At 75.6% G+C, this 23,238-nt stretch carries 18 protein-coding genes; 6 read left to right on the top strand and 12 right to left on the bottom strand.

Translation table 11 applies throughout. The features are described from left to right. Position 1 precedes the first annotated feature (1 nt). From V5D56_RS19890 to V5D56_RS19875, 4 genes are all read right to left on the bottom strand, one after another. Positions 2–295 (bottom strand): WXG100 family type VII secretion target, encoded by a 294-nt coding sequence (locus tag V5D56_RS19890; protein ID WP_435736991.1) that lies wholly within the window; start codon positions 293–295, stop codon positions 2–4. 129 nt (positions 296–424) lie between these two features. Beyond that, entirely contained in the window at positions 425–1,156 is a 732-nt protein-coding gene (locus tag V5D56_RS19885) for an HD domain-containing protein (protein WP_435736990.1), read from the bottom strand. A gap of 160 nt (positions 1,157–1,316) precedes the next feature. Next, positions 1,317–3,023 carry a sensor histidine kinase gene (locus V5D56_RS19880; RefSeq protein ID WP_435736989.1) on the bottom strand — a complete coding sequence of 569 codons (1,707 nt, stop codon included), beginning with the start codon at positions 3,021–3,023 and terminating at the stop codon, positions 1,317–1,319. Further along, a complete protein-coding gene (locus V5D56_RS19875) occupies positions 3,020–3,760 on the bottom strand; it encodes a response regulator transcription factor (RefSeq protein ID WP_435736988.1) in 741 nt (246 codons plus the stop codon). The genes V5D56_RS19880 and V5D56_RS19875 overlap by 4 nt, the downstream gene beginning before the upstream one ends. 170 nt (positions 3,761–3,930) lie before the next feature. Here V5D56_RS19875 and V5D56_RS19870 point away from each other — a divergent pair, with 170 nt between their 5' ends. After that, a complete protein-coding gene (locus tag V5D56_RS19870; RefSeq protein ID WP_435736987.1) occupies positions 3,931–5,178 on the top strand; it encodes a winged helix DNA-binding domain-containing protein in 1,248 nt (415 codons plus the stop codon). Between the two features lie 21 nt (positions 5,179–5,199). Here V5D56_RS19870 and V5D56_RS19865 read toward each other — a convergent pair whose 3' ends face one another. Next, complete coding sequence (locus V5D56_RS19865) at positions 5,200–5,802, bottom strand: NYN domain-containing protein (protein ID WP_435736986.1); 603 nt, start codon at positions 5,800–5,802, stop codon at positions 5,200–5,202. Between the two features lie 102 nt (positions 5,803–5,904). On the opposite strand from V5D56_RS19865, the gene V5D56_RS19860 reads away from it, so the two are divergent. Continuing rightward, on the top strand, positions 5,905–6,708 hold the full coding sequence (locus tag V5D56_RS19860) for a type 1 glutamine amidotransferase (RefSeq protein ID WP_435736985.1): 804 nt from the start codon (positions 5,905–5,907) through the stop codon (positions 6,706–6,708). A 500-nt stretch (positions 6,709–7,208) separates the two neighbouring features. Here V5D56_RS19860 and V5D56_RS19855 read toward each other — a convergent pair whose 3' ends face one another. The 6 genes from V5D56_RS19855 to V5D56_RS19830 form a co-directional block, all read right to left on the bottom strand. Beyond that, the gene (locus V5D56_RS19855; RefSeq protein WP_435736984.1) at positions 7,209–8,015 is read right to left on the bottom strand and encodes a PspA/IM30 family protein; all 807 of its coding nucleotides are present in this window, start codon (positions 8,013–8,015) and stop codon (positions 7,209–7,211) included. Between the two features lie 119 nt (positions 8,016–8,134). Then, complete coding sequence (locus V5D56_RS19850) at positions 8,135–10,282, bottom strand: TPM domain-containing protein (RefSeq protein ID WP_435736983.1); 2,148 nt, start codon at positions 10,280–10,282, stop codon at positions 8,135–8,137. A gap of 159 nt (positions 10,283–10,441) precedes the next feature. Beyond that, positions 10,442–12,121, bottom strand: a complete 1,680-nt coding sequence (locus V5D56_RS19845; protein WP_435736982.1) for a DNA repair helicase XPB — start codon at positions 12,119–12,121, stop codon at positions 10,442–10,444. 114 nt (positions 12,122–12,235) lie between these two features. Next, on the bottom strand, positions 12,236–14,797 hold the full coding sequence (locus V5D56_RS19840) for a helicase-associated domain-containing protein (protein ID WP_435736981.1): 2,562 nt from the start codon (positions 14,795–14,797) through the stop codon (positions 12,236–12,238). Positions 14,798–14,963: 166 nt separating this feature from the next. Further along, on the bottom strand, positions 14,964–15,941 hold the full coding sequence (locus V5D56_RS19835) for a hypothetical protein (RefSeq protein ID WP_435736980.1): 978 nt from the start codon (positions 15,939–15,941) through the stop codon (positions 14,964–14,966). A 333-nt stretch (positions 15,942–16,274) separates the two neighbouring features. Further along, positions 16,275–17,207, bottom strand: coding sequence for an NAD-dependent epimerase/dehydratase family protein (locus tag V5D56_RS19830; protein WP_435736979.1), 933 nt, complete (start codon positions 17,205–17,207; stop codon positions 16,275–16,277). 139 nt (positions 17,208–17,346) lie between these two features. Between V5D56_RS19830 and V5D56_RS19825 the strand changes: the two genes are divergently transcribed. The 4 genes from V5D56_RS19825 to V5D56_RS19810 all read left to right on the top strand — a co-directional run bounded on the left by V5D56_RS19825 (position 17,347) and on the right by V5D56_RS19810 (position 22,609). Then, positions 17,347–18,090, top strand: coding sequence for a TetR/AcrR family transcriptional regulator (locus tag V5D56_RS19825; RefSeq protein WP_435736978.1), 744 nt, complete (start codon positions 17,347–17,349; stop codon positions 18,088–18,090). A gap of 93 nt (positions 18,091–18,183) precedes the next feature. Continuing rightward, positions 18,184–18,567, top strand: coding sequence for a cold-shock protein (locus tag V5D56_RS19820; protein WP_251150583.1), 384 nt, complete (start codon positions 18,184–18,186; stop codon positions 18,565–18,567). A 2-nt stretch (positions 18,568–18,569) separates the two neighbouring features. Continuing rightward, positions 18,570–19,538 (top strand): DUF3027 domain-containing protein, encoded by a 969-nt coding sequence (locus V5D56_RS19815; RefSeq protein ID WP_435736977.1) that lies wholly within the window; start codon positions 18,570–18,572, stop codon positions 19,536–19,538. Continuing rightward, positions 19,535–22,609, top strand: a complete 3,075-nt coding sequence (locus V5D56_RS19810) for a sacsin N-terminal ATP-binding-like domain-containing protein (RefSeq protein ID WP_435736976.1) — start codon at positions 19,535–19,537, stop codon at positions 22,607–22,609. Before V5D56_RS19815 ends, V5D56_RS19810 begins: the two co-directional genes overlap by 4 nt. 25 nt (positions 22,610–22,634) lie before the next feature. Here the strand turns inward: V5D56_RS19810 and V5D56_RS19805 are convergent, their stop codons facing one another. Further along, positions 22,635–22,943 carry a DUF2530 domain-containing protein gene (locus tag V5D56_RS19805; RefSeq protein WP_435736975.1) on the bottom strand — a complete coding sequence of 103 codons (309 nt, stop codon included), beginning with the start codon at positions 22,941–22,943 and terminating at the stop codon, positions 22,635–22,637. Positions 22,944–23,238: the final 295 nt, after the last annotated feature.

Here is a 23,238-nt window from a genome sequence, read left to right as displayed (position 1 = left end):
GTCAGCGGGCGACGAACAGGCGCGACGCCTGGGCCTCGGCGTCCGCGTACGTCTGCGCGGCCGACCCGAGAGCGGCGGTGATGGCGTCGAGCGCCGCCTCGACCTGGACCTGCGTGCCCTGCCACTGCACCATGACGCCCGTGAAGGCGTCGGCGGCTCCGCCGCGCCACGACGCCTGCAGGTCCGTGAGGTGCCGCATCATCGCCGCGACCTCCGAGCGGATCGCCGTCACCGACCCGTTCACGGCCGTGCTGGCCTGCGCGACGCGCGCGCTGTCGACCTCGTACCTGCTCATCGTCGTCCTCCGTCGTGTCCGGCGACCCTCGCGGGCCGCGTGACCCCGGCCGTCCGCCGGGTTCACGAGGACGCTAGGGGAGCGGGCGACGCCACCGCCCCCGAGCGCAGCGCTCCTGTGGACAGCGGCTCAGGACGAAGGGGCTGTGGACGGCGTGGATCGTCGCGTCAGCTTGATCTGCTCCTTGCGCAGGCGCTGGAGCTCGGCGTCGAGGTTCTGCCGAGCGGGCTCCTCCCAGGCCGCACCGAGCGGGCTGGAGAACAGCGACCGCCGCTCGAGCAGCTTGGTGAGGATGGCCATGCGCGCCCGGACGTAGTCCTCGGGCGGGATGTGCGCGTACTCGTCGCGCACGTCCTTGAGGTACTCCTTGTAGCGCTGCGGCTCGGCGGCGAGCACCGCCAGGTCGGCGTCGCACAGCACGGCGCAGTCGAAGTCGGTGGGGTCGGGCGCGTGCCGCACGAGGGCGTTCACGAGGTGGGCGACACGGCGCGCCGCGTCCTCGGGGACGCCGAGCTCCGTCAGCTCTGCCAGCGCGAGGGCGGCGCTCGCCGTCTCGTCCTCGCCGCCCTTGTTCGCGTAGGTCGCGCGGCCCTTCGCGTCGAAGACCGCGCCGTGGTACCAGGCGGCGAGCCGCACGAGGTCGGGGTCGTGCGTCTCCTGCGAGAGCTCGTCCACCCGGCCGAGCACGTCCGCGAGGTGACGCAGGTTGTGGAAGTTGCGGCCGGGGGTGTCCCAGCGGTCGAGGAGTCCTTGCCCGACGGCGCGGATCTCGTCGTCCGACGCGGTCGCTCCGGCGCCCCGGGCGCTGCGGACGAACGAGGAGAGGAACCACTGCGGTGCGTCGATGCTCGTGACGCCCATGGAGATCAGCCTTCTTCGACGACGAGGGAGGAGCGGCACCGGCCGGGGGAACCGACCGGCAGGCCCGACGTCGTCAGCGTTCCTGCCGGGCCTTCGCTTCCAGCCTAGGTCGATCCACCGACGACGACGCGCCATCGTAGCCCCTGCCCGGCGGCAGGTGTCAGGACGACGGGTCGCGGCCTGGGGCGAGCGGGAGCTCCACCCGGACGGTCAGCCCGCCGTCGTCGTCGGTCCTGCGCACCGAGACGTGCCCCCGGTGCGCGGCGACGATCGCCGCCACGATCGCGAGGCCGAGGCCCGAGCCGCCGGACGCGCGGTTGCGCGACGAGTCCGCCCGGTAGAAGCGCTCGAACACGCGGTCCTCCTGCCCGGCGGGGACGCCGGGGCCGTGGTCGCGGACCTCGAGCACCGCCGTCGCCCCGCGCGGCACGCCGTGCTCGGCGTCCGCGGCAGCCGCCCTGCCCGCGGGCGGCGGGGGCGCCGCGACGACACCGAGGGCGATCTGCGCGGCCGTGCCGGGGGGCGTGTGGCGTGCGACGTTGCCCACGAGGTTGGCCAGCACCTGCCGCAACCGGTCCTCGTCGCCGACGACGCGCAGCGGGTCCGGCGCGACCGACCCCGCGGCGAGCCCCACGACCTGCACGTCGCGCGACGGGTCCAGCGCGTGCAGGTCCTGCGCGGAGTCCTTGGCGAGCGCGGCGAGGTCGACCGGCTCGTGGCGCAGCGGCCGGCCCTCGTCGAGGCGCGCGAGCGCCAGCAGGTCGTTGACCAGCGTGCCCATGCGGGTCGCCGAGTCCTCGATGCGCCCCATCGTGTCGTCGACCTTGTCCGGGGTGTCGAGCGCCCCCATCCGGTACAGCTCTCCGTAGCCGCGGATGGTCGCGAGCGGCGTGCGCAGCTCGTGGCTCGCGTCGGACACGAACGTCCGCATGCGTGCCTCCGAGGCCTCCTGCACGGCGAACGCCTCCTCGATCTGCGACAGCATCGCGTTGAGCGACGCCGCGAGCGAGCCGACCTCGGTGGTCGGCGGTGCCGGCCGCACGCGTCGCGCGAGGTCGCCTCCCGCGATCCCCGCGGCGGTCTCCTCGATCTCGCGCAGCGGCCGCAGCGCGCGGTGCACCGCCAGGTAGGCGACCGCCCCGCCGACGAGCGCGATCCCCAGCGCGGACAGCGCGAGCGTACGGCCCAGCACCTTGACCGTCTCGTGGATGCCGGTCAGCGGCAGCGCGACGAACGCGGTCCCCTGGATCTCGCCGGTCAGCTCGCTGCGGATGAAGAAGGGGACGACCCGCCACGTCGCCGGGTCCGACCCACCGGTCGACGACACGGTGAACGGCTCACCGGACCGCTCGCGCACCTCGGGGTCGGACATGGCCGGGATGTCCGGCTCGCCGTACCGCGAGACCGTCTGCGGCCAGCTCAGGGGCGCGCTGTTGCCGTCCCGGTCCCGGGCGAGCACGTAGTAGTCGCTCGGGAGCACGCTGCGGACGGGCCCCTGGTTGAGCGTCGACTCGGCGACCTCGCCCGCCGACCGCCCGAGCTGTTCGTCGACCTGCCGCACGAGGAACTCGGACACGACCGTCGTCGTCAGGAGCGCGGCGATCCCCTGACCCGCGACGAGCAGCAGCACGATGATCGCGACGAGCCGCGCGCGCAGCGGGACGCGCGCGAACCAGCTCCAGTCCCCGGTGGGCACGCGCCGGCCGTAGGGGCGCTGCGTCGTCGGGCCCGGGGTACCCGTTCCGCTGCCGGCCGTGCCCCCGGCCGTGCCCGACGGCGCGTCGCCGGCCGGGCGCGCGGCGTCACCGGAGGGTGGGGGCGGCACGGCAGGCCGGTCGGTCGTCGTGCGGTCGGACCCTGCGGTCATGACGACGGTGCACCCGGCGGCTGCCGCAGCAGGTACCCGACGCCGCGCTTGGTGTGGATGAGGGGCGGCAGGGCGACGGGCTCGCCGTCCGGGCCCGGCACCGTGAGGTTGTCGATCTTGCGGCGCAGGTAGGAGATGTACGACTCGACGATGTTCGCGTCGCCGCCCCAGTCGTACTGCCACACGTGGTCGAGGATCTGCGCCTTGGACAGCACGCGGCCGGCGTTGAGCATGAGGTAGCGCAGGAGCTTGAACTCGGTGGGGGACAGGTCGACGTCGACGCCTGCGCGGCGGACCTCGTGCGAGTCCTCGTCGAGCTCGAGGTCGGCGAAGCGGAGCACGGCGTCGTCGAGGGGCTCGGCGTGGGTGCGGCGCAGCACGGCCCGGATGCGGGCGACGACCTCCTCGAGGCTGAACGGCTTGGTCACGTAGTCGTCGCCGCCGACGGTCAGGCCGGTCACCTTGTCGCGCGTGTCGTCCTTCGCGGTGAGGAAGACGACCGGCGTGCGCTGGCCCTTCTCGCGCATGCGGCGCGTGACGGTGAACCCGTCCATGTCGGGCAGCATGACGTCGAGGACGACGAGGTCCGGGTCGACGTCGCGCACGAGCTTGAGCGCGCTCTGGCCGTCCGCGGCGGCGTGCACCTCGAACCCTGCGAAGCGCAGGGAGGTGGCCAGGAGCTCGCGGATGTTCGGCTCGTCGTCCACCACGACGAGGCGTGCCTCGGGAGTGCTCATGGATCCAGTGTGCGCGCGTCCTCTGGGAGCTGCCTGGGAGACCGCTCCACCGGTGCCGGTGCTCGTCTCAGCCGCCGAGACGTGAGCTTCCGCCCCGGGATCGGCCGGATCAGGGCGGGAGCCCACGTCTCGGCGGAGCGGTCGTGGGCGGCGGCGGGCAGGATGGCGGGGTGCGCATCACCGTGGAGCAGCGTCGTCGCCTGCTCGTGGCCCGTCAGCTCGCCCCCGGCGTCGACCGTCCCGGCCTGCCCGCCGCACGGACGGTCGAGGACGTCGTCGACCGCGTCCTCGCCCTGCACGCCACGGACGCCCCGAGCGTGTACCTGTCCGTCCTCGCACGCGTGCCCGGGCTCGAGCTCCAGGACGTCCGCGACGCGCTGTTCGGGCGGCGCACGCTCGTCAAGGTGCTCGCGATGCGCCGGACGATGTTCGTCGTGCGGCGCGAGCTGGTCCCGGTCGTGCACGCCGCCGCGGGGGCGGCCGTCGGGCGACGCCTGCGCACCCGTCTGCTCAAGGAGCTCGCGACCCTGCCGACCGACCCGCCGGTCGAGGACGCGCAGGCATTCCTCGCCGAGACCGAGCGGCAGGTGCACGCCGCGCTCGCGGAGCAGGGCCCGCTCGACGGCGCGAGCCTGTCCCGCGCCGTGCCCGCGCTGCGCACCGCGTTCCTGCCGACGACCACGAAGTCGTGGGACGTGCGGCGCACGGCCACGAGCCAGCTCCTCTCGATGCTCTCGGCGGAGGGCGTCGTCGTGCGCGGGGAGCCGCGCGGCTCGTGGTCCTCGAACCGCCACGTGTGGGCACCGATGGACGACTGGTTCCCGGGCGGGATCCCGGAGGTCGACGAGCCGACGGCGCGTGCCGACCTCGCGCGCGCCTGGCTCGCCGCGTTCGGGCCGGCGACCGAGAAGGACCTGCAGTGGTGGACCGGCTGGAACCTCCGGGACACGCGTGCGGCGCTCGGCGCGCTGGACGTGCGCGAGGTCGACGTGGAGGTGGGCGCACCCGGCGGGACGGGGGAGCGGGAGGCCGCGCGCGGCGTCGTGCTCGCGCAGACGCTCGACGACGGGTCGCTGGACCTGCCACCGGACACGGTCGAGAGCGTCGTCTCGCTCGTGCCCTCGCTCGACCCGACGACGATGGGCTGGTACCAGCGGGACTGGTACCTCGGGCCGCACCGCGACCAGCTCTTCGACACGATCGGCAACGCGGGCGCGACCGTCTGGTGGGAGGGGCGGATCGTCGGCGCGTGGACCGTGCGACGCGGCGGGGAGCCCGTGTTCCGCCTGCTCGAGGACGTCGGCGCGGACGCCGAGGCCGCCGTGGGCGCCGAGGCGGGGCGCATCGCCGCGCTGCTCGGCGGGGACGGCACGACGGCGTCGTTCCCCACCCCGCTGTACCGCGAGCTGCACGCCTGAGCGCGCAGCCCGCGGCACGCGTCAGAGGTAGCGCAGCGGGTCGAAGTCCGCGAGGGGGATGATCCGGACGCGGGGGAGCATCGTCGTGAAGGCCCCGGCGTGGTCCTCGAGGTCGAACACCTCGAGCCCGCGCGCGGTGAGCTCCGAGAGCCGCACGTTGACGAACTCGCGGAACGCGAGCACGCCCACGCGCCGGTCCGGGTCCTCCAGGAGGGTCTCGACCTGCGGCAGGAAGTCGCCGTCGTGGCTCGCGAGCAGGACGTCGCCGGGCCGGTCGCGCAGCGCGTCGAGCGTGCGCTGGATACCGATGTCCACGACCTTCTCGCTGCCCGTCCCCGCGAGCGGGATGGGCCGGTAGCCCATCGCGAGCAGCGCCTGCACGAACGACATCGGCATCTGCCCGGACGACGCGTTGAGGAAGAACAGCGGCGTGACGTCCTGGCCCCAGGCCTGGCGCGCGAAGTCGACGATCCGGTCCCAGCGCGGACGCTCCTCCGGGGCCGGGCGGTGCCCGAGGACGTTCATGCCGAGCGTCGCGTCGATGTTCTCGCCGTCCACGACGAGGTACGTGCGGCGCGGCTGCTCGACGGCGGGCGGGGGCGCGACGATCTGGGGGTCAGACATGCGGTCAGCCTAGCCGTGACCCGTGTCCCGGGCTCCGGCGGTCCGGCCGTGTGACGTCGCGGTTTGCGTCGTGCGGGGGGCCAGTGGGTACGGTCGTCCTTCGTGACCACGTTCGACACCCCGTCCGGCCCGTCCGGAGCGCCCTCCGGGACCGCCGGAGCCCCGCTCGGCCCCGAGCGTCCCGCCGTGCGCCTCACGGTCGTCCAGAGCTCCGCGGACGTCACGCTCGACACCTGGGCCGACCACCTCGACGCCGACCTGCGCGTCGTGCGGGCCTACGACGGCGAACCCGTCCCCACGGTCGGCGAGGTCGGCGACGGCCTCGTCGTGCTCGGCGGCCACATGTCGGCGTACGACGACGCCCGCGCGCCCTGGCTCCCGGCCGTGCGGGAGCTGCTGCTCGGGTCGGCGACGTCCGGCGTCCCGACGCTCGGCGTCTGCCTCGGCGCCCAGCTCCTCGCCGTCGCGGGCGGGGGCCGGGTCGAGGTCGCTGCGCCTCCTGGGCGGGAGGTCGGCGCGACGCAGCTGTTCTGGCGGCACGCCGCCGAGTCCGACCCCGTCCTCGGGGCCCTCGCGACAGGCGACGACCCGGTCCGCTGGGTGGCGAGCGCGCACGGCGACGCGGTCGTCGACCTGCCGGCAGGCGCTGTGTGGCTCGCGTCGTCGGACATGTACCCCTACCAGGCGTTCCGCCTCGGCTCGGCGCTCGGCGTCCAGTTCCACCCCGAGGTCTCCTGGGCGAGCCTCGCCGGCTGGTGCGACCGCTACGACGACGTCGACACCGCCGCCGTGCTCGCCGGGTTCGACGAGCACGCCACCGAGATCGCCGACGCCGGCCGCCGCCTCGCCGCCGCGTTCGTCGCCGAGGTGCGCGCCGCCGTCGAACGGCGGTTCGTCACGGCCTGAGCCGCCGAGCTGCTGAGCCGTTTGAGTCGTTGGGCCATTGAGCCGTTGGGGCTGGGCGGCGTGGGTCCGCGATCGACGGCTCCACGAGGAAGGGGCCGGGTCTACCATCCGCCCGCTCGTACCTCGCGGGCTCCCGCCAGACCCGCCACGACCCGGCCCCTTCCTCGCTCCGCCGTCGACCGCTCGGCGACTGGTCTCGCCTCCGATCGCATGGTGACGCGTCCGCACGTCGATCGCTCGCGACCCCACGCCGAGGTGACGCGAGGCACGAGCGATCGCATGGTGACCCGTCCGCCACCGATCGCTGGCGACCCCGCGCCGAGGTGACGCGAGGCACGAGGGGTGGGGGCGGCGTCGGATGCGAAGGGCGTAAGAGCCGCGCTCCTAGGACTGACGGCTGACAGTGCGAGGTGACGGCGCGGCAGCCCGAGCACCGACGGCGCCCCCACCGCGGGGCGCACCCACCGCCGCGGACCCGACCGAGCGTCCAGGGCCCCGCGTCACCAGCCCGACGTCGGCGCGTCCTGGGTGGTCGTGCCGGACCCGATCTCGGGGGTGACCTGCGTGGGCGCGACCTGAGGAGCCGACGAGGCCGACCCGCCCTTGAGCGCGGCGAGGCGCGCCTCGATCTCGATCGCCTCGCCGGACGTCTCGAGCTCGGCGAACTGCGCGTCGAGGCTCGACGCCGCGACCTCGGCCTGGCCCATCGCCATCGCCTCCTCGCGCCGCACCATGTCCTCGTAGCGGGAGATCTCGCTCGTCGGGTCGAGGACGTTGATCGAGCTGATGGCACCCTGCACGGTCTGCTGCGCCTGCGCGCTCTTCTGGCGGGCGACGAGCGAGTCGCGCTTCGAGCGCAGCTCGCCGAGCTTGTCCTTCATGAGCGCGAGACCGGACTTCAGCTTCTCGACGGTGTCGCGCTGCGACGCGATGAGCGGCTCTGCCTGGCGCACCTCGCCCTCCGCGGCGATCTGCTTGCCCAGTGCGAGCTTGGCGAGGTTGTCGAACTTGTCGGCGTTGGCGGTGTCGCCGCTCTGGCGGTAGCGGTCCGCCTGCGCGGAGGCGGCGACGGCCTTCTGCCCCCACTCCTGCACCGCCGCGACGTCCTCGTTGTAGTCCTGCTCGGCGAGGCGCAGGTTGCCGATGGTCTGCGCGACGGCTTGCTCGGCCTCGGCGATGTTGTTCGTGTAGTCCCGCACGAGCTGGTCCAGCATCTTCTGCGGGTCCTCCGCGTTGTCGATCAGCGCGTTGATGTTGGCCCTCGTGAGCTGGGCGATGCGCCCGAAGATGCTCTGCTTCTCCGCCATGGTGCCTCTCCTGTCGTTGCGTGGTGCCGTGACCGGGTGGTGCTGCCTGCCATCTGGTGCGTGCCGTGCCTTGCCGTGCCGCAGGTGCGCCGATGCGGGTGCCGGAGCGGGGCTTCTCGTCAGAACCGCCCGCCGCGTCCCGAGCGGCCCCCGGACGACCTGCCGCCGGACCGTCCGCCCGAGCGCCCGCCGCCGAAGCCGCCGCCGCCGAACCCTCCGCCGAAGCTGCCTCCGCCGAAGCCTCCGCTGCGACCGCCCCGGCCGCCGCCCCCGCGCAGGATCGAGTCGAGGAGGATGCCGCCGAGCACCATGCCGCCGACGTTGCTCCCTCCGCCCGAGCCGTAGCCGCCGCCCCCGCCGAAGCCGCCGAGCCCCCCGCCCTGCGAGGCGTCCCACCGGGACGCGTCCTGCTGGGCGAGCTGCGCGGCGGCCTGCGCCTGCGCATCGGCCTGCTGCGCGCGCTGCAGGGCGGTCACCGGGTCCGTGGGCTGGAGGGAGCGGGCCTCGCCGAGCAGGCGGATCGCCTCCGAGAGGCGGGTGCGTGCCTCGGGCCCGACGGCGCCGCGCCGGGTCTCGATGAAGTCGTTCGTCGCGCGCACCTGGGAGTCCACGCGCAGCAGGGTCTCGCGCAGCAGCGCGTTCGCGCGGGCCGACTGCTCCGCGCGCTCGCGGAACGGGGCGAGAGCCGTGTCGAGCGCCGCCTCCGCGTCGGTGAGGCGTCGCAGGGCGGCGAGGGGGTCGCCGCCGTCGTGCACCGTCGCCGCCGCCTCGGCTGCGGCTTGCGCCTCGGAGAGGGCGGGCACGACCGCAGGGTCCTGCGGTGCGAGCCGGCCGGCGTCGGCCAGGTCCGCCCGGATCGAGGCGAGCCCCTTGTCCAGACGAGCGCCCGCCTGCGCGAGGTCCGTCCCCGCGCGCTCGACCGCGTCGAGGAGCGTGACCGCCTGACCGACGGCGTTCTGCGCCGCACGGGCGAGCGCCACCGCCGCTGCCCGGTCCTTGCGGGTGAGGGCCTCCCGGCCCCGGGTCACCGACTCCTGCGCCCCCGCGACCAGCGCCTCCGCCTGATCCGGGTTCTGCGCGACCGACGCGAGCGCCGTCGCCGGATAGGTGCGGGCGAGGGTGTCGAGCGTCGTGCGGGACGTCGGGACGCGTGCGAGAACCTCGGTCGCGCGCTGGTCCGTCTCGTCGAGCACCTGCGGCGCGCGGGCCTGGAGGTCGCGCAGCTCGTCGAACGTCGTGGACTGCGCGTCGAGGGCGTCCGCGACCTCGTCGCACAGCGTGATGATCCGCGCCATCAGCGCGCGGGCCTGCGGCTCCGACTCCGGGGTGCTGTCGTCAAGCTGTCGGCGCAGCGCGAACGCCTCGGTCACCCGCTGCTTGCCCGCGGCCAGAGCCGCCGAGAACTGCTGCGTCGCCTCGATCCCGAACTGGGCCTGCGCGAAGCCGAGCTCCTGCTCCGACGTCTTCAGCGCGTCGTCGATCGCGACCAGCGCGGCGCTCGCCCGACGGTCCAGCTCGTCGGTCGGCAACGACTCCAGGCTCCCGGGAGCGGGCCCGGCGGCGGCGCCGGCGCGCTCCGCGCGGCGTCGGCGGTTCGCGACGGCGCGCACCACGAGGACCACGACGAGCACGAGCAGCCCGCCCACCGCGAGCACGAGGAACCAGCTCACCCCGCCGCCGTCACCGCCGGTCGCCGACTCCCGCGCGGTGTCCGCGGCGGCGATCGCCGCGCCCGCCCAGTCGTCCTCCCGCAGGTGGTCCTCGACGGCGGACGTGATCCGGTCCAGGCCGGCGTCGCTCAGCGCGACGTTGTTGTCGTACGACAACCCGTACCGGCGGTCCTGGGTGCCCACCGCGAGCAGCAGGTCGTCGACGCCGAGGCCCGACAGGTTCGCCGTCGTGTTCGCCCAGTCGATGCCGTCCATGCCGTCCAGGTCGGGCACGTACACGACGAAGAGCTGCAGGTCCGTGTCTGTGGCCAACCGGTCGAGGGCGTCCTGGACCTCGCCCGTGCGGTCGCCGAGGACGCCCTCAGGGTCCGTGATCTCGCCCTCGACGGCGAGCGGCGCCTCGGCGGGGAGCGGTGACCCGGCGACCGGGGGGCCGGCGAGCGGCGACGTCGCGGGGAGCGCCGTGGCCACCGCCGTCGGGCCTGCTGCGAGCAGCACACCCGTCACGAGCGCCAGGACCCCGGCGACGCGACGCCGGATCCCGTGGCTCGCCGTCGTGACGGGGGCAGGGGAGGGCGTACGCACGAGCGGTCTCACGCGCCCGATCCTTTCCCAGGGACCCCCGGCCTGCAATCGCAGGCCACCCTCTACTGCGCAGTGTCGGTGATGCCCAGGTCCTCGGTGCTCATGGTCGGACCCGGGCGCCGTTCCGCGCCGGGCGGGTGCCGCGCTCCTGCGTCGCAGGGCCCCCACCCGTCACTGCACGACGCCCAGGTCCTCGGCGTCGACGATGCGGTAGGCGTACCCCTGCTCCGCCAGGAACCGCTGGCGGTGCGCCGCGAAGTCCTGGTCGACGGTGTCGCGCGCGACGACGGCGTAGAAGTGCGCCGTCCTGCCGTCCGCCTTGGGTCGCATGACGCGGCCGAGGCGCTGGGCCTCCTCCTGGCGCGAGCCGAACGAGCCGGACACCTGGATCGCGACCGACGCCTCCGGCAGGTCGATGGAGAAGTTCGCGACCTTCGACACCACGAGCCGCGAGATCTCGCCCGAGCGGAAGGCCTCGAACAGGCGCTGGCGCTCGCGGACCGTCGTCGCGCCGGTGATGAGCGGCGCGTCGAGGTGGTTGCTCAGCTCCTCGAGCTGGTCGAGGTACTGCCCGATGACGAGCACCTGGTCGTCCGGGTGCTGCGCGACGATCTGCTCGACGACGCGGTTCTTGCCCGCCGCCGTCGCCGCGAGCCGGTACTTGTCCTCGGGCTCCGCCACGGCGTACGTCATCCGGTCGGACTCGGGCAGCGTGAGGCGCACCTCGACGCAGTCCGCGGGCGCGATGTAGCCCTGCGCCTCGATGTCCTTCCACGGGGCGTCGTAGCGCTTCGGCCCGATGAGCGAGAACACCTCGTCCTCGCGGCCGTCCTCGCGCACGAGCGTCGCCGTGAGGCCGAGCCGGCGCCGAGCCTGCAGGTCCGCGGTCATGCGGAAGATCGGCGCGGGCAGCAGGTGCACCTCGTCGTAGACCACGAGGCCCCAGTCGCGCGCGTCGAGCAGCTCGAGGTGCGTGTAGACGCCCTTCCGCTTCGTCGTGAGCACCTGGTACGTCGCGATCGTGACGGGCTTGATCTCCTTGCGCGCGCCGGAGTACTCGCCGATCTCGTCCTCGGTGAGCGAGGTGCGGCGCACGAGCTCGTCGCGCCACTGCCGCGCGCTCACGGTGTTCGTCACGAGGATGAGGGTCGTCGTCCCGGACCTCGCCATCGCACCGGCCCCGACGATCGTCTTGCCGGCGCCGCACGGCAGCACGACGACGCCGCTCCCGCCGTGCCAGAACCCGTCCACGGCCTGGGCCTGGTAGGGCCGCATCTCCCACGGCTTCGGCGCCTCGCCCTCGGTGCGCGGCGGCGTCGTGGGACTGAGCGCGATCTCGTGCTTCTCGCCGTCCACGTAGCCCGCGAGGTCCTCGGCGGGCCAGCCGAGCTTGACGAGCACCTGCTTGAGGTGGCCGCGCTCGGAGGGGTGCACGACGACGGTCGTCTCGTCGATCCGCTCGCCCACGAGGCCCGCGGTCCGCTTGGACTTGAGGACCTCGGCGAGCACGGCGCGGTCGGTCGCCTCGAGCACGAGCCCGTGCACCGGGTGCTGCGCGAGCGTGAGCCGCCCGTAGCGCGACATCGTCTCGGCGATGTCGATGAGCAGCGCGTGCGGCACCGGGTACCGCGAGTACTCGATGAGGGTGTTGACGACCTGCTCGGCGTCGTGGCCCGCGGCGCGCGCGTTCCACAGCCCGAGCGGGGTCAGTCGGTACGTGTGCACGTGCTCGGGGGCGCGCTCCAGCTCGGCGAACGGCGCGATGGCGCGTCGCGCCTTGCCGCCGCGCGGGTGGTCGACCTCGAGGAGCAGGGACTTGTCGCTCTGGACGATGAGGGGGCCGTCGGTCATGCGTCTCCTTGCCGAGGTGGTGCCGAGGTAGTGCCGTGGTGTGCGAGGTAGAGCCGTGGTCGGCGAGATGGAGCCGTGATCGGTGACCTGGGCTCTACCTCGGCGACCACGGTTCTATCTCGCCCCGTCGTGGTCGCTCGACCGCGCCGGGGTGACGGAGGCGATGCGGTGCACCGCGACGGTGAGCTCGGCGTCGCGCGCCGGGTCCTGCGCACGCAGGCGCCCGCCGTCGAGCGTCAGCGGTCGCACGAGCCGCCGGGTCGGGGTCCCGACGGACCCCACGACCTCGAGCCACACCGACGAGCCGTCCGCGATCGCCTCGCGCAGGAGACCCAACGCGGCCGCCGGGTCCGTTGTTCCATCCCCGTCTGCCTGCCGGCTCGCGCCGCGCACCGCCGATCCCTCCGCGGGCGCCGCGTCCCCGGGCGCCGTGCCCGTGCCCGACGACGCCCGCCCGCCCCCACGGCCCGTCGCACCGTCCGGGGAGCCGGGCAGGGCAGAGCCACCGTCGCGTCGCCGGGACGAGGCACCGGCGCGGCCCGACGGTCCGCCGCCGTCCTGTCCCTGCCCCTGGAACTGACCCGCCGCCGCGTCGGCCGCGCGCAGTCGCGCGACGAGCGCCGCATACTTCTCGCCGCTCGGACCGGCACGCCCGTCGCCGGGCCGCAGGGCGTCGTCGTCGGCACCGGGGCCGAAGCCTGCCGCCACGGCACGGGCACGTCGTCGGCCCACGACCTGGCGACCGCCGCCCGGCGGGCCGGGGCGCCGACCGCCGTCGGCCACCAGCACCCGCCCGTCCGGGCCCTCGACCGCCGAGACCACGCCACGGTCGCGCAGCGCCGACTGGAGCTCGCTCGCCGGGACCGCCGCGACGAGCACGGTGGGTGCGATCCGCACGAGCCCGAGGTGCCGCAGCGCGGACGCCTCGACCAGGCCGGCGAGCAGCGCCGGGTCCTCCGCGCGGACATAGCTCGACGCGGTGCCGACGCGCACGCGCCCGTGCCGCCGCGCGGCGTCGCGCACGAGGTACTCGAGCGCCTGGGGGACCGGCGTGCGCGAGTGCGCCGCGAGCTCGGTCAGAAGGTCGTCGGCCGTGCGCCCGTGGTCGAGCGCGCGCACGACCGACTCCGCGGAGAACCGGACCGTCGTCGCGGCGCCGCGCGACTCGACGTCGGCCGCGATCTCCACGAGCCGGCTCAGCGGGCCCGACGGGCGCCCCGGCACGATCCCGGTGAGGTCGCCCTGCAGCAGGAGCTCGTCGACCTCGGGCGGCAGGACGGCCGCGAACGCGGCGGGGAGCGTCGGAGCGTTGTCGTCGTCCTGACCGAGCAGGGCGCGCCCCGGCGCCGAGAGCGCCCCCGCGCCCGTGACGCCCAGCAGCGCGGCCTCGCGCAGGAGGCCGGCGACCGCCTGCTCCGGCGGGACGGCGCGGGGCGTGCGCCAGCGCAGCACCTCGACGACCTCGGGTGCTCCAGGTCCGCGCCCGGGGGCGTCGGCGAGGACGTCCAGCACCGTCCTGCGCAGCCGCGGCACCCACGGGCGCCACAGCTCCGGGTCGAGCGCGCCGCGCAGCGCCCCCTTCTCGTCGCGGCTGCCCACGAGCCACGGGGTGCGGCGTGAACGCCACCAGCCGCGCGCGAGGGTCGCCCACCGGTCGCCGAGGTCGTCGTCCAGCCAGTCCTCGGCGGCAGGCGTCGCCGTGAACGACGGCGGGTCGTCGCCGTCGTCCGCGACCAGCCCTGCCGCAGCGGCGAGCTCCACCACCGCTGCCGCGGTCGCGTCGTCGACCTCGAGCGTCGCGGCGGCGCGGCGCAGCTCCCGCACGCCGAGCCCGCCGGAGCGCAGCACGCCGGGCGGGTCCTCCTGCCACGCCGTGACGAGCCGGGCCACGAGCCGCACGGCCTCGATCCCGGCGCTCGCGGACTCGGCGTCGACGGTCGCCTCCGGGACCTCGCGGACGTCGGGCACGGGCGCCGTCGTGCGCACGTCACGGTGCGTGCGGCCGCCGCGGAGCGCCAGCCCGACCTCGCGGGGCAGCACGACGTGGCGGTCGTCGGTCGCGTGCAGGTACCCGTGGTCGACGAGCCAGGCCACGGCGCGCCGGGCCGCCGGGTCGGTGCGCGGCGCGACGCCGACCGGCGGGCCCCACGTGAGCGCGTCGAGGATCGCCGACGCACCGGGCGGGGCGTCGGCGGGGACGGGGACCGTCGGCACGTCGTCGGGCGCGACGCCCGCCGCAGGACCGAGCCCGGCGGGATAGGGCCCGAGGATCTCGGCGAGGCCCGGCGCGGGGCGGCGGCTCGCAGGCCGCGCGGGGTCCGGGGCCCACACGAGCGCCGCCTCGGCGAGGCGCGTCAGGGCCTCCGTGGTCGCCCGGACGCCGGCCGTGCCACGGATGCCGAGCGCGGCCGCGATCTCCCGGGGGGTCGTCGGACCGGTCACCGGGTCGAGGAGCAGCACCGACTCGAGCACGTGCAGCTCGAACGCGCTCAGCCCGGCCAGGGCGCGCTCCAGGCTCGTGCGGCTCGACGCGCGGGCGGCGAGCGACAGGAGCGTCGACGGCGAGGGCGTGGCCAGGTCGGGGCGTCGCGTCAGGAGCGCGACGAGTCGCGCGTCGTCGCTCGAGCGCACCGTGTCGCTGAACGTCGCGGACCGTCCGGAGGTGGAGATGGCCATCCGTTCGATGCTACGCGGGCGGAGCGCTCACCTGCGCATGCCTGCGATGCCACGGACGTCGACGGTTCGGCGGCTCGTGCTCGCGTTCGGCGGTTCGAGACGCCGAACGGCGCTGGGAGCGCCGACCTGTGCACGAGCCGCCGAACTGTCGTGCGGCGCGCTCGGATCAGTCGAGGGGAGGGAGCCAGCGGTCCGGACGCAACTCCGACACGACGGCGCGCGGCACCCGACGCAGCACGCGCGCTCCGACCTCGGCGGGCCTGTCGCGCGCGGTGAACCGCAGGACGTGACGCCCGGTCGCCTCCATCGCCTCCTGACGGCGCTTCTCCGCCACGAGGACGCGCCCCGGGTCGTGCCGTGGGGCGAGACCGTCGCCGGAGGTCCGGTACTTCACCAGCCCGTCGAACTCGAGGAGGAGCCGCCACTCCTCCCAGCCCAGGTCGGCCCGCACCCAGCCGATCTCCGTGCGCAGGCTGAGCTGCGTCGTCGGGCGCGGCAGGCCGAGGCGGAGCACGACGTAGCGCAACCACGACTCCCACGCGGACTCGGCGCCGCCGTCGGCGAGCGTGAGCACGTGCCGTGCGGACGGGTTGCCCGCAGCACGCGGTCGACGCGCAAGGAGCGCAGCCACCTCCGCCCGGCCTATCCCTCGGGCGAGCGCGGCATCGGCGACGACCAGCCCGTCGAGCGCGGGCAGCGTGCGCAGGCAGTCCGCGACCGTGCGCGCGAGCGTGGTGACGGGCAGGCCCTGGACGACGCAGCGCTCGTCGTCCGGGACGCTGCCGAGGTGACGCGCCACCGCCGGGTCGGCACTCGCCGATCGTCGGTACCCCTGCACGACGTCGACCTGCTCCGGGAGCGACCACAGACGCAGACCGTGGACGAGCGCGGCCGTCCGGTGGCTCAGGACGTGGTCGGCGGTGAGGCCGAGGTGGAGCGCGGTCGCCCGGTCCACCAGCAGGGCCCGTCGTGCGGCGTGCCCTACCGCGATGCCGGCGTCTGCGTCGCGGTAGGCGCCGCGCCGGACCCGTTCCCACCGGCCCGAGGACGCGGCGCGCCGGACCGTCGACGGCGGGTGCTCGCGGGAGAGGCGGAGGTGTCGTCGGTCGGGCGTGCCCTGGGACGGGCTGTCGTCGGTCGTCACCCGCGCAGGGTGCCGGTCGGCCGGTGCCGGGCGCTGCGGCGGACGACGTCCCTGTGGACGAGGTGTCGTCCGTCGGGACTGTGGACGAGCTTCGGGCCGCCCACCGGGCCGCATCGGCGTCTCGCCCGCACCGCGCTTCGACGACGGTTCGGCGGCTGGGTACCGCGTTCGGCACCTGGAACCGCCGAACACCGCACCAGGTGCCGAGCGCGGTACGCAGTGCCGAACGGTGCGCACGCGCGCGAGGCGCCCCGCCGCCCGCAGCTACGCCGACCAGCAGCGCGCGGTCCCGCGACGCGCCGCTCCGCCGCAGGGCGCTCAGCCGCTGGGCGCTCAGCCGCCGGCCGTGCGGCGGCAGACCTCGTCCCAGGGCGTCGGCTCGATGCCGAACCGGGCGCGGGCCGCCGAGTCGTCGAGGACGTAGGGGCGCTCCCACTGGTAGATCAGCTCGCGGAGCTCGCGCATCAGCGGGGAGAACAGCCCCACGGCGGCGAGCCCGGCCCCGCGCAGCGACCGCACGCGCACCGGTGGCAGCCCGGCGCTCGCGAGGACGTCGGTCAGCGCCTGCTCCTGGCTGCGCGGCGCGTTGCTCGGGGTGTGCCACGTGCGGCCGTGCGCGCCGGGGTCCTCGGCGGCCGCGACGAGCGTGCGCGCGGCGTCCTGCACGTCGGTGAAGGTGTGGGGGAGGTCGGTGCGGCCCATCATCGTCACGGCCTTCCCGCGCGACGCCGCCGGGACGACGCGCGACACGTGGCCGTTGCCCCCGACGCCCGGGCCCATGAAGTCCGAGCTGCGCACCTCGACGGCGCGGACCCGTCCGTCGCGGTGCGCGGCGAGCGCGTCGGCCCAGAGCCGGGCGCGCAGCACGCCCTTGTGGTCGGTCGCGGCGTCCGGCAGGTCCTCGGTCAGGGGTGCGTCGACCGGCCCGTACGGGTAGAGGTTGCCGGTGATGGCGTAGACGGCCCCGCTGCGCTCGGCGGCCGTGAGCAGCGACGCGGCGAGCGGCGGCCACACGCGCTCCCACTCGGTGTAGTCCCCGGGGTTCGCGCAGTTGTAGAGGACGTGCGAACCCTCGACCATGCGGCTGAGCGCGTCGGCGTCGGACGCGTCGAGCGCGACGTGCCGGACCCCGGGGACCCCGGTGTCGCGGCCGCTGCGCGTGACGACGGTGACGGACGACCCGCGCGCGGCGAGCAGGGAAGCGACGTGACGGCCCACGGGGCCGGCGCCGACGACGACGTGGCGGTCGAGAGGCGTGCTGGGCATGACGGTCTCCATTTCCGAGAGCGGTGCTCTCTTTTCGAGCAGCCTGGCATGGACGGCCGGAAAGAGCAAGAGCAGTGCTCTCTTCCGAGGTTGCTGCTCTCGTTGGCGGACACTGCTCTCGTCTGGGACCCTGGGGCGCATGGCAGCACCCCGGAACGCCCGCGCCCTGGCCCGCGAGACCCTCACGCGCGAGATCCTCGACGCCGCGCGCGCCCGCCTCGCGACCGACGGCCCGAGCGCACTCTCGCTCCGGGCGGTCGCCCGCGACGTCGGCATGGTGTCGTCGGCGGTCTACCGGTACTTCCCCAGCCGTGACGCGCTCCTCACGGCGCTGCTCGTCGAGTGCTACGACGGCCTGGGCGCCGCGGTCGAGGACGCGGAGGCGGCCGTCGCGCGCGACGACCTCGAGGGCCGCTGGCTCGCCGCGTGCCGCGCGCTGCGGTCGTGGTGCGTCGCGCGCCCGGGCGACTTCGCGCTGCTCTACGGCACGCCGGTACCTGGCTACGCCGCACCGAGGGACACCGTCGAGCCGGCGACACGGGTCGTGCGGGTCCTCGTCCGGATCGCGGGGGACGCGTGGGCGGCCGGGCGGGGACCCGTCCCGGAGCCGGTCGGCGCCGACGACGCCACCGTGCTCGTCGCCGACGCGCGCGCGTACGTCGCCGAGCGTGGGCTGGTCGGCCCGGACGCGCCGACGGAGAGCGTCGTGCGGACCCTCATCGCCTGGACGACCCTGTTCGGCACGGTCTCGTTCGAGCTGTTCGGGCACCTCGAACGCACGGTCGGCGACCGCGCCTCGTGGTTCGACGCCGTCGCGCTGCGGGTCGGCGCCGACCTCGGCGTCGTCGGGCGCGCCGCCGACCCCGGGAGCGGCGCGCCGTGAGGCGCCGTCCGGCGCGCGGTATCGATGCGGCGACTGCCCGACGAGGCCGGTAGCCTGAGGTCTCTGGTCCCTACGAGCACGAACGAGGTCCACGTGCCCACCGGCAAGGTCAAGTGGTTCGACACCGAGCGCGGCTTCGGCTTCATCGCCGACGACGACGGCGGCGAGGTCTTCCTGCACGCCTCCGCGCTCCCCGCGGGCGCGCCCGCCCCCAAGCCCGGAGCGCGCGTCGACTTCGGCGTCGCCGACGGCCGTCGTGGCCCTCAGGCGCTCGCCGTCAAGCTCCTCGACCCCGCGCCGTCGGTCGTGAAGGCCAAGCGTCGCTCGGCCGACGAGATGGCCGTGATCGTGGAGGACCTCATCAAGGAGCTCGACGGGATCGGCAACGGCCTGCGCCGCGGCCGGTACCCGGAGAAGGGCAAGGCGACGAAGGTCGCCGCCGTGCTGCGCGCGGTCGCGGACGAGATCGAGGCCTGAGCATGAGTGCCGTGGCAGCCGCCGAGGAGCGCGTGCGCGGGGTGTCCGCGCGAGCCGCGCGCGACGCCGTCCTGACGGGCGCCGTCGACGTCGCCCGCGCCGCGGCCGAGGAGGTCGCGGAGAACCCTCAGGACGTCGGCGAGCACCTCGGCACCGTCGCGGAGGCCGACAGGCTCATCTCGCACCGGTTCGCGTGCACGATGCGCGGGTACTCCGGCTGGCACTGGACCGTGACGCTCGCGCGCGTGCCGCGCGGGCGGGTCGCGACCGTGTGCGAGGTCGAGCTCCTGCCCGGCGACGGCGCGCTGCTCGCGCCCGCGTGGCTGCCGTGGTCCGAGCGTCTGCGGCCGGGTGACGTGGGTCCTGGCGACGTGCTGCCGTTCCGCGCGGACGACCCGCGCCTCGAGCCCGGCTACGTGCCGACGGGCGACGAGCAGGAGGACGCCGTCGCGATCGAGGAGCTCGCGCTCGCGCGCGCTCGCGTGCTCTCGCCGCAGGGCCGGGACGAGGCCGCCGAGCGCTGGTACCGCGGCTCGCGCGGCCCGACGACGCGTGGCGCCGTCGCGTCGGCGGCCGAGTGCGGGTCGTGCGGTTTCCTCGTGCCGCTCCAGGGCGCGCTCGGCCAGGTGTTCGGCGTGTGCGCGAACGCGTGGTCGCCCGACGACGGCAAGGTCGTCAGCCTCGACCACGGGTGCGGCGCGCACTCCGAGACGGACGTGGACCCGCAGCCGAGCGACTGGCCCGACGCCGCACCGCTCATCGACGAGATGCACGTCGAGCTCGTCTCGATGCTCGAGGCGGCGGCCCCGACCGAGGCCTCCGCCCGGACGACCGACACCGCGACCGAGGCCGAGGCTGACGCGTCGGACCCGCCCGACCCCGAGGCCGACGGCTCGACCGGACCGGGCGCCGTGAGCGAGACCGAGGCGGCGGAGCCGTCGCGACCGGCTGAGGACGAGCCCGGGGCGTGAGCCACGACCCCCTCGGGACCGCGGCGCTGCGTCGCGCCGTCCTCGAGGCCTGGCGGTCGTCGCCGACCCGTCTGCGCGAGGACGCCAACACCGAGGAGGACCACGCCCACGGCTCCTACCGGGACCGCGTGGTCGTCGAGCTCGCGCAGAACGCCGCCGACGCCGCCGCTCGCGCCGGGGTGCCCGGCCGGCTGGTCCTGTCCCTGAGACCGTCCGGACACCGCGGCACCGGCGACACCGCCGACGAGAGCTGGGTGCTCCGCGCCGCCAACACCGGGGCGCCGCTGGATGCGGCGGGCGTGGCGTCGCTCGCCGCGATGCGCGCGTCCGCGACGGGGGAGCGGGGCGCCGGGACGACGGTCGGCCGGTTCGGTGTCGGGTTCGCCGCGCTGCGCTCGGTGTCCGACGAGATCCGCATCGGTGCCGGGGAGCGCGCGGTCGGCTTCGCGCTGGACGGCACCCGCGTGGCGCTCGAGGACGTGGTGCGCGACGACGTCGCCCTCGCGGCCGATGTCGCCCGGCGCGGCGACCGGCTGCCCGTCCTGCGGCTCCCGTTCCCGGCGGTCGTCGAGGTGCCGGACGGTCACGACACCGTGGTCGAGGTCGTCCTGCGCGACGCCGCCGCCCTCGCCGCGGTACGGGCGGAGCTGGCGGACGTCGGCGACCCGTTGCTGCTCGCGCTGACCGCGCTCCGGGAGATCACCGTCGACGACGGCGACGGCCCGCCCCGACGGGTCGCCGACGTCGAGGAACGCTGGACGACGGTCCGCCGCGGGGGCCTGGTCGATCCGGAGCTGCTCGCCGGGAGGCCGGTCGAGGAGCGGTCACGCACCTCCTGGGCGGTCACGTGGGCGCTGCCGCGCGCGGCGGACCCGCCGCGCGGCCGCGACGTGCTGCACGTCGTGCACGCGCCCACGCCCACCGACGAGCCCGCGACCTTCCCGGCGTTGCTGCTCGCGTCGTTCCCGCTCGACCCGTCGCGCCGGCACGTGTCTCCGGGAGCGTTGACCGAGCACGTGGCGCGCAGTGCGGGCGAGGCGTACGCGGAGCTGCTCGGGACGGAGGCGTCGGCACGCGGGGTCGACGTCCTGAGCCTCGTGCCGACGGGGCTGCCGGCGGGCGCCGTCGACGCCCTCGTGCGCGACGCCGCCACCGACGCCCTGCGCGCGACGCCGCTCCTGCCCGTGGCAGGGTCGCGTCGCCTGGTCCGCCCCATCGACGCGCGGGTGCTGAGCGGCGACGTCGGCACCGACCCCGCCGTGCTCGACGTGCTCGGCGTGCCCGACCTCGTCGCGGTGCCGCGGCACCACCTGCCGGTCGCCCGATCCCTCGGGGTGGGGGTGCTCGACCTCGCGGACGTCGTCGACGATCTGCGGACGCCGGTCGGTCCCGACGGCTGGCGCGGCCTCTACGACGCGCTCGCCCCGCACGCCGCAGACCCTTCCGTGCGGGAGGCGCTCGGCGCCCTCCCCGTGCCCCTCGCCGACGGCCGCACCGCGCGCGGGGCGCGCGGGCTCGTCCTGCTGGACGCTCCTGCCTCGCGTCACGACGCCGACGAGCTCCGCCCCGCCGGCGCCCGGTCGGCCCTCACCCCGCACGACGCCGCAGCCCTGGGCCTGCGCGTCGTCGACCCGGACGCGGCGCACCCGCTCCTGGAGCGCCTCGGCGCTCGTCGGACGTCGGTCCGCGACCTCGTCGCCGACGACGCGGTCCGCGCGCGCGTCCTGGCCGTGGCGGCTGCGTCCGACGACGAGGAGGACGTCACGGCGGCGGTCGAGTCTTTGCTCGCCCTCGTCGGAGCGGCGGTCGCGACGGGGCTCGACGCCGCGCCGTTCTGGTGGGGAGAGCTCCCGCTCGCGACAGCCGACGGCGAGACGGCGGCGGCGCGCTCGCTCGTCCTGCCGGGGTCGTGGGCGAGCGGTGTCCTCGACCTGGACGTGGTGGGCCGGGACGTGGTCGAGCACTGGGGCGAGCCCGTGCTGCGGGCGGTGGGGGTCGTCGTCGGGCCTGCGGTGCACCGGGTGCGTGACGTCCTGACGCCCTCGCCGGGCGAGGACCCGGTCCTCGCGCCTCACGGCGCCGAGGGCTGGTTGTCGGACTGGTCGGGGTACCTGGAGCACCTGACGACCGTGCTCGGGGCCGGGGTCTTCCTGGGTGACCTCGCGGCCGTCGCCGACCTCGACGCGGTCGCCGACGACGCGTGGCCCGAGGTCCTCGCGGCGATCGCCGCGGACCCGGCCGCGCGGGCCGCGCTGCTCGAGCCGGTGCGGTCACCGGCCGGGCGAGAGGCGCCGTCGTACACGGCGTGGTGGCTGCGCGGCGAGCTCGGCGGCCCGTTCGCCCGGGGCGACGTCCCGTTCCTGCGCCCGGTCCCGCCGGAGCTCGCCGGGCTCGACGGCCCCGAGACCGACGAGGCGGTCCTCGTCGCGCTCGGCGGTGTGCGAGGCCTCGACCTGCTCGTGCCGGACGAGTGGGTCGGTCTGCTGGACGCGCTGCCCGACCTCGGGACGCGGCTCGACGCCGCCGACGCCGTCGCGCTGTGGCGCGCGCTGGCGAGCCTCGCCGCCCGCGGCGAGGAGCTCGACCCGGCGCCGGACCGGCTGCCGGCTCTCGGTCCGCGGGGCGTCGAGGTCGCGGACGCGGCCGAGGTCGTGGTCGCGGCGGACCCCATGTGGTCGCCGCTGCGCCCGGTGGTCCCTGCTCCCGCTGCCCTGGTGGGCGCCGTCGCCGACCTGCTCGACGTCGCCGCCGCCCCCCTCGCCCCGCCCCCTGACGCCGCGGGCACGCCGCGGGACCTCCCCGAGCCGGTGCGCCGGGTCCTGGGGGACGACGCGCCCGGGACGTGGTGCGAGCACCCGGACCTGCGGGTCGAGGGCGTGCGGGTGCCGTGGTGGGTCGTCGGGTCGGGGGCTGCGGCCGAGGTGCACGTCGGCGCACCGCGGGCCCTCGCGCCGGCGCTGGCCGCGTCTGCGGGGAGGTTCGACCGGCGCCACCTCGTCGAGGAGGTGCTGCGCGACCCCGAGAGCGCCGAGCGGGCCGTGGCGTCGTCGTTCTGGGACCACGACGCCTGAGCGGCGCGCTCCGGGGTACGGCGGGTCAGTCGGTCGTGCTGTCCCTGCGGTCGTCGCGCGGCACGACGGGGAGCTCGGTGGTACCGGCGCGATAGCTCTCGCGGTGCCCGCGCTCCCACCACAGGCCGATACCTCCGAGCACGAGGCCGACGACGCTCGTCGCGACGCCGCGGCCCGTGGGCATGCCCGTCGTGAGGAGCACGACGCACACGAGGAGGGCCGCCGCCCACAGCGCGACACCCCACAGGATCACGGCACGCAGGTCCACGCGCAGGGGCGCGGGCTCGGGCCGCCGGCGGTCGGGGTGGAGCAGGAGCGTGACGAACGTGGGCACACCGCCATCGTACCGGGGGCCCTTTTCACCCGGTGATCCAGGTCACAGGGGTCCGTACGGGGTCTCTTACCTGGTGTGATGATCTCCAGCGTCGCCGGCCGGCACGCCACGACGCGGCGGCGAGGTTCGACGACCCGGGTCGCCACGCTCCCGGCGACCGGCCGGCGGAACGACCGAACTGGACGATCGTCCAAACTCTTTCAGTCCCGCTCCGCGATTGCAGGAATCGTTGGAATCGTGCGCTTCTCGGGTGTCGCCGGATCACGTCGGTCCGACACCTTCTCACCCGGGTGAA

The organism is Cellulosimicrobium sp. PMB13, from assembly GCF_051294865.1.
In the GTDB taxonomy this organism is placed as follows: Bacteria; Actinomycetota; Actinomycetes; order Actinomycetales; family Cellulomonadaceae; genus Cellulosimicrobium.
This window is presented reverse-complemented; position numbering and strand designations above follow the sequence as displayed.

Coding starts and splice junctions, on each gene's coding strand:
- V5D56_RS19890 (WP_435736991.1), bottom strand. CDS start 295: ATGAGCAGGTACGAGGTCGACAGCGCGCGCGTCGCGCAGGCCAGCACG.
- V5D56_RS19885 (WP_435736990.1), bottom strand. CDS start 1,156: ATGGGCGTCACGAGCATCGACGCACCGCAGTGGTTCCTCTCCTCGTTC.
- V5D56_RS19880 (WP_435736989.1), bottom strand. CDS start 3,023: ATGACCGCAGGGTCCGACCGCACGACGACCGACCGGCCTGCCGTGCCG.
- V5D56_RS19875 (WP_435736988.1), bottom strand. CDS start 3,760: ATGAGCACTCCCGAGGCACGCCTCGTCGTGGTGGACGACGAGCCGAAC.
- V5D56_RS19865 (WP_435736986.1), bottom strand. CDS start 5,802: ATGTCTGACCCCCAGATCGTCGCGCCCCCGCCCGCCGTCGAGCAGCCG.
- V5D56_RS19855 (WP_435736984.1), bottom strand. CDS start 8,015: ATGGCGGAGAAGCAGAGCATCTTCGGGCGCATCGCCCAGCTCACGAGG.
- V5D56_RS19845 (WP_435736982.1), bottom strand. CDS start 12,121: ATGACCGACGGCCCCCTCATCGTCCAGAGCGACAAGTCCCTGCTCCTC.
- V5D56_RS19840 (WP_435736981.1), bottom strand. CDS start 14,797: ATGGCCATCTCCACCTCCGGACGGTCCGCGACGTTCAGCGACACGGTG.
- V5D56_RS19830 (WP_435736979.1), bottom strand. CDS start 17,207: ATGCCCAGCACGCCTCTCGACCGCCACGTCGTCGTCGGCGCCGGCCCC.
- V5D56_RS19825 (WP_435736978.1), top strand. CDS start 17,347: ATGGCAGCACCCCGGAACGCCCGCGCCCTGGCCCGCGAGACCCTCACG.
- V5D56_RS19815 (WP_435736977.1), top strand. CDS start 18,570: ATGAGTGCCGTGGCAGCCGCCGAGGAGCGCGTGCGCGGGGTGTCCGCG.